This is a genomic window from Dietzia sp. DQ11-71, assembly GCF_014144995.1.
Classification (GTDB): Bacteria; Actinomycetota; Actinomycetes; order Mycobacteriales; family Mycobacteriaceae; genus Dietzia; species Dietzia kunjamensis.
The window spans coordinates 1-4517 of the sequence record NZ_JAALDT010000152.1 but is presented as its reverse complement, the minus strand read 5'-3'; the positions used below and the strand labels follow the sequence as shown (position 1 = coordinate 4517).

Annotated in this window: 5 protein-coding genes; 1 reads left to right on the top strand and 4 read right to left on the bottom strand. The window is 69.1% G+C overall.

Translation table 11 applies throughout. The annotated features are described in order from the left end of the window. Nucleotides 1-624: zinc-binding dehydrogenase (locus G6023_RS06270; RefSeq protein WP_159148908.1), on the top strand; the 624-nt coding region annotated here is incomplete at its 5' end. On the opposite strand, the gene G6023_RS06265 is transcribed toward G6023_RS06270, so the two are convergent. The 4 genes from G6023_RS06265 to G6023_RS06250 all read right to left on the bottom strand — a co-directional run bounded on the left by G6023_RS06265 (nucleotide 611) and on the right by G6023_RS06250 (nucleotide 4305). After that, a complete protein-coding gene (locus G6023_RS06265; protein WP_069389249.1) occupies nucleotides 611-1162 on the bottom strand; it encodes a PadR family transcriptional regulator in 552 nt (183 codons plus the stop codon). The genes G6023_RS06270 and G6023_RS06265 overlap by 14 nt on opposite strands. A gap of 4 nt (nucleotides 1163-1166) precedes the next feature. Next, nucleotides 1167-2147, bottom strand: coding sequence for an NAD(P)H-dependent flavin oxidoreductase (locus G6023_RS06260; protein WP_069389250.1), 981 nt, complete (start codon nucleotides 2145-2147; stop codon nucleotides 1167-1169). Between the two features lie 141 nt (nucleotides 2148-2288). Beyond that, entirely contained in the window at nucleotides 2289-2927 is a 639-nt protein-coding gene (locus G6023_RS06255; protein ID WP_061229485.1) for a potassium channel family protein, read from the bottom strand. A gap of 19 nt (nucleotides 2928-2946) precedes the next feature. Further along, nucleotides 2947-4305, bottom strand: coding sequence for a TrkH family potassium uptake protein (locus G6023_RS06250; protein ID WP_069389251.1), 1359 nt, complete (start codon nucleotides 4303-4305; stop codon nucleotides 2947-2949). Nucleotides 4306-4517: the final 212 nt, after the last annotated feature.

Below are 4517 nucleotides of genomic sequence, written 5' to 3'. Positions count from 1 at the left end.
CTGGCCGCGCAGGCCCGCTGGGGCGACACCGACCTCGGCGCCCCGCGGGTGCTGATCCACGGCGGTGCCGGCGGGATCGGCTCCCACGCGATCCAGGTGTGTCGCGCGCTCGGGGCCCGCGTGGCCACCACCGCTGGCGGGCCGGAGAAGGTGCAGATGTGCCGCGAACTGGGCGCGAACCTGGTGATCGACTACCGGGACGAGGACTTTGTCGAACGGGTCAAGGACTGGACCGACGACGACGAGCGCGGCCGCGGCGTCGACCTGGTCCTGGACGTGATGGGCGCGAAGTACCTGGAGAAGAACATCGCGTCCCTGGCGCCGGACGGTCGCGTCATCGTCATCGGCCTGCAGGGCGGGGTGAAGGGTGAGCTCAACCTGGGCCGGTTACTGCCCAAGAGGGCCGGCATCCTCGCGACCAACCTCCGGGCCCGACCTGCGGACGGCCCCGGCGGCAAGACCGGCATCTGCCGGGAGGTCGTGGACCAGGTGTGGCCGATGGTCGCAGCAGGGGACGTCACCACCCGGGTCTCCCGCGAGATCCCGCTCGACCGGGCCGCAGACGCACTGGCCCTGCTGGAGTCGGGCGAGAGCCACGGCAAGATCCTGCTCACGGTCGACTGATGCGATCCAGCACGTCGAGGGTCTCGTCGCACCAGCCCACCCACGCCTGCTCCGCCTGGATGCCCAACTTGAGCACCTGGTGCTGGAGCGCACCCCGGACCTCGACGGGGTCGCGGTCCGCGAAGTCCTGCTCCTCGATCTCCCGGTACCGCCGTAGGTTCTCCACCCGCTGGCGGCGGTGGTACCCGAGGGCCCGCCGAAGGTCATCCACCCTGCCCGTGGCCGCGGCCGCGCGGACACGGACCGCGAGGCTCGAGCGCATCGTTTCGGGCTCGTCGTCCTCCCCGATCCACTCCACCAGCAGGTCCCGGCCGGTGTCGGCGACGGCGAACCTCCTGGGTTGCCCCCGCCGCGGCGGTCCCTGCTGAGGCAGCTCGTGGATGAGGCCCGCGGACGCCAGCCGATCGAGCTCGCGGTAGATCTGCTGGTGGGTCGCGGGCCAGAAGTACCCGATCGACTTGTCGAACCGGCGGGCGAGTTCGATGCCGCTGCCCTCCCGCTCGGTGAGGGAGGTGAGGATCGCGAACTTCAGCGACATCGGGTCAGCGGGTCGCGGGCAGACCCGCGGTGAGAGCCGTCACCGCGTCGTCGTACTCGGACCGCAGCCGCTCGACCAGCTCGCGGACGGTCCCGACCGAGTCCACCGCGCCCACGCCCTGACCGGCGCCCCAGATGTCGCGCCACGCCTTGGAGTCGGTGGTCCCCCCGGAGCCGAAGTCCATGGCCGAGGGATCGGACTCGGGCAGATCGTCGGGGTTCAGGCCGGCGGCCTCGATACTGCCCCGCAGGTAGTTCCCGTGGATACCGGTGAAGAGGTTGCTGTAGACGATGTCGCCGGCGCCGCTGTCGACGATCATCTGCTTGTAGGCGTCGGTGGCGCGGGACTCCTCGGTCGCGAGGAACGCCGAACCCACGTAGGCGAGGTCGGCACCGGCCGCCTGTGCGGCGAGGATCGAGCGACCGTGGGCGATGGCCCCGGACAGCAGCAGCGGGCCGTCGAACCACTCGCGGATCTCGCTGACCAGCGCGAACGGCGACTGGGTGCCGGCGTGTCCCCCGGCGCCTGCGGCGACCGCGACGAGCCCGTCCGCGCCCTTCTCGACGGCCTTGCGGGCGAACCGGTCGTTGATCACGTCATGCAGGACGATGCCGCCGTACGAATGGACGGCCTCGTTGACCTCCTCGCGCGCACCGAGGGAGGTGATGACGATCGGCACCTCGTGCTCGACGACGGTGGCCAGGTCCTGCTCGAGCCGATCATTGGAGCGATGGACGATCTGGTTGACCGCGAACGGGGCGACGTACCGGTCGGGGTTAGCGGCGGCGAACGCCTCGTTGCTCTCCCGCACCTGCTCGATCCACTCGGCCAGCGCCGACTGCGGCCGAGCGTTGAGCGCCGGGAACGACCCGATCACCCCCGCCTGACACTGCGCTGCCACCAGCTCGGGGCCGGAGTAGATGAACATCGGCGAGGCGACCACCGGGACGGTGAGCGGGCCGGCGAGCACTGAGGGAAGGGCCATGAGCAGTCCTGTCGTGAGCGGGGCGGAGCAGACTTCTCCCCCGACCGTACGGTCGCGCCGACTTTTGTGCAACTAGTTGCACAAAAGTCGGCGGCCTCGCGTCAGCGACAGAACCCACACCTCACGGACGGGAGTCGCGGTCTAGGACAGCTCCGCGAAGCGTTCGGTGTCGCGTACCTTGCCGGAGACGATGATGGTGTCTCCGGGGTGCAGGATCGTGTCGGCGGCGGCGTAGGTGAAGCCCTCCCCGGGACGCTTGATCGCCACCACGGTCACGCCGTGGTCCGTGCGGATCGACGTCGCACCGAGACTGCGACCCGTCGCGAACGCGGGGGCGGTCGTCTTGACCATGGCGAATCCGTCATCGAACTCGATGTAGTCGATCATCCGGCCGCGGACCAGGTGGGCCACCCGCTTGCCCATGTCGTGTTCCGGCCGCACGACATGATGCACACCGATCTGCGTGAGGATTTTGGCGTGAGAGTTGCTGATCGCCTTGGCCCACACGTTGGCCACGCCCATATTGATCAGGGCCGAGGCGGTCAGCAGGCTGGCCTCGAGGTCGGAGCCGATCCCCACCACCGCGCGATCGAACTCGTGCACCGACAACTGACGTAGGGACTCCTCGTCTGTGGTGTCGGCCACCACCGCGTGGGTGAGGCGGTTGGCGATCTTCTGCACGACCGCATCGCTCGCGTCGACGCCCAACACCTCCGCGCCCTGGGACATCAACTCCAGGGCGAGCGACTTGCCGAACCGACCCAGACCGAGCACTGCCACGGCGTCCGGCGCTGATTTCCTAGCCAATGAGAGGCCTTTCTGCGGGAAGGTCGTACCGTCGTCCGCGCTGGCGAGCGGCCAGGGCACTGACCATGGTGATCGGGCCGATCCGGCCCAGGTACATCAGTCCGATCAGTATCCACTGACCCCACTCGGGAAGCCGCGCGGTGATGCCGGTGGACAGCCCCACCGTGGCGAACGCGGAGGTGACCTCGAACAGCAGTTCATTGAGCCCGAACGGCGTCCCCGCCAGGAGCACGATGGTCGAGACCGTCACCAATCCGATACCGATGAGGGCCACGGCCAACGCCTGGCGCTGGACGCGGGTGTCCACACGACGGTCGAAGATCGTGACCGTCTTCTCGCCCCGCACCTCAGCGACCATGACGAACAGCAGCAGCGCGAAGGTCGTCACCTTGATCCCGCCCGCGGTGCCTCCGCTGCCGCCTCCGATGAACATCAACACGTCGGTCACGAGCAGGGTGGCATCGTCCATCTGCGCGTAGTCGACGCTGTTGAAGCCGGCAGTTCTGGGCATCGTCCCCTGGAACGCGGCCACCAGGACCTTGTCGGCGAAACCGAACGATTGCAGCGTGCGGGTCCACTCCAGCGCCAGGACCGCCGCAAACCCCGCCAGCAGCAGGATCACCGTGACGTGCACGGTCAGCCGGGTGTGCAGGCTCCACCGCGGGTGCTCCCGGGCCGCCGACCCGGACCGGCGGATGCGCCGCCCCACCTCGAACAGGACCGGGAAGCCCAACCCGCCCAGGATCACGGCCACCATCAACGGCACACAGATCCACGGATCGGTGGCGAAGCCGATCACATTGTCGCTGTACAGCGCGAACCCGGCGTTGTTGAACGCCGAGATCGAATGGAACACGCCCAGCCACAGCGACCGCAGCACCGACTCGTCGTACCCGACCGCGAAACGAACCGCCAGAACCGCCGCGGTGACCGCCTCGATCAGCAGACTCATCCGGACCACGCCCACGACCACGCCCCGCACGTCGCCGAGTTCGGCCGCCCGGGCCTCGGCCGCGGTGTTCAACCGTGCCTTGAGCCCGATCCGGTGCGCCAACATCAACCCCACCAACGAGGCCATGGTCATGATCCCCAGGCCACCGATCTGGATCAGGCCCAGAATGACCGCCTGGCCGAATCCCGACCAGTGCACAGGGGTGTCCACCACGATCAACCCGGTCAAGCACATCGCCGACGTCGCCGTGAACAGCGCTGCGGTCACACTGGTGGCGCCCCCGGACGCCACCGCCGCGGGCAGCAGCAGCAACCCGGTCCCCACCGCGATCGCCGCAGCGAAACTCAGGGCGACGACCCGGACCGGACTCAACGTCGCCCAGCCCGCCCACCGCCGCATCACAGACGGTGACACCCGCCCATACGCAGTCACGAGGTCGAACAGTAGACCTCGGCGCCACCGATGAACAGTAGGAGTTCGCCCTCCGTGAACCGGCTGCGTATCACCGCAGCGTGCGGCCCACGACCCCCGCGTAGATCTCCTGCGCCAACCGCTCCGCGCCCTCCACGAGCGCGGCGACGGCTGCCGGATCGACGCCGCCCGCCGCGGGC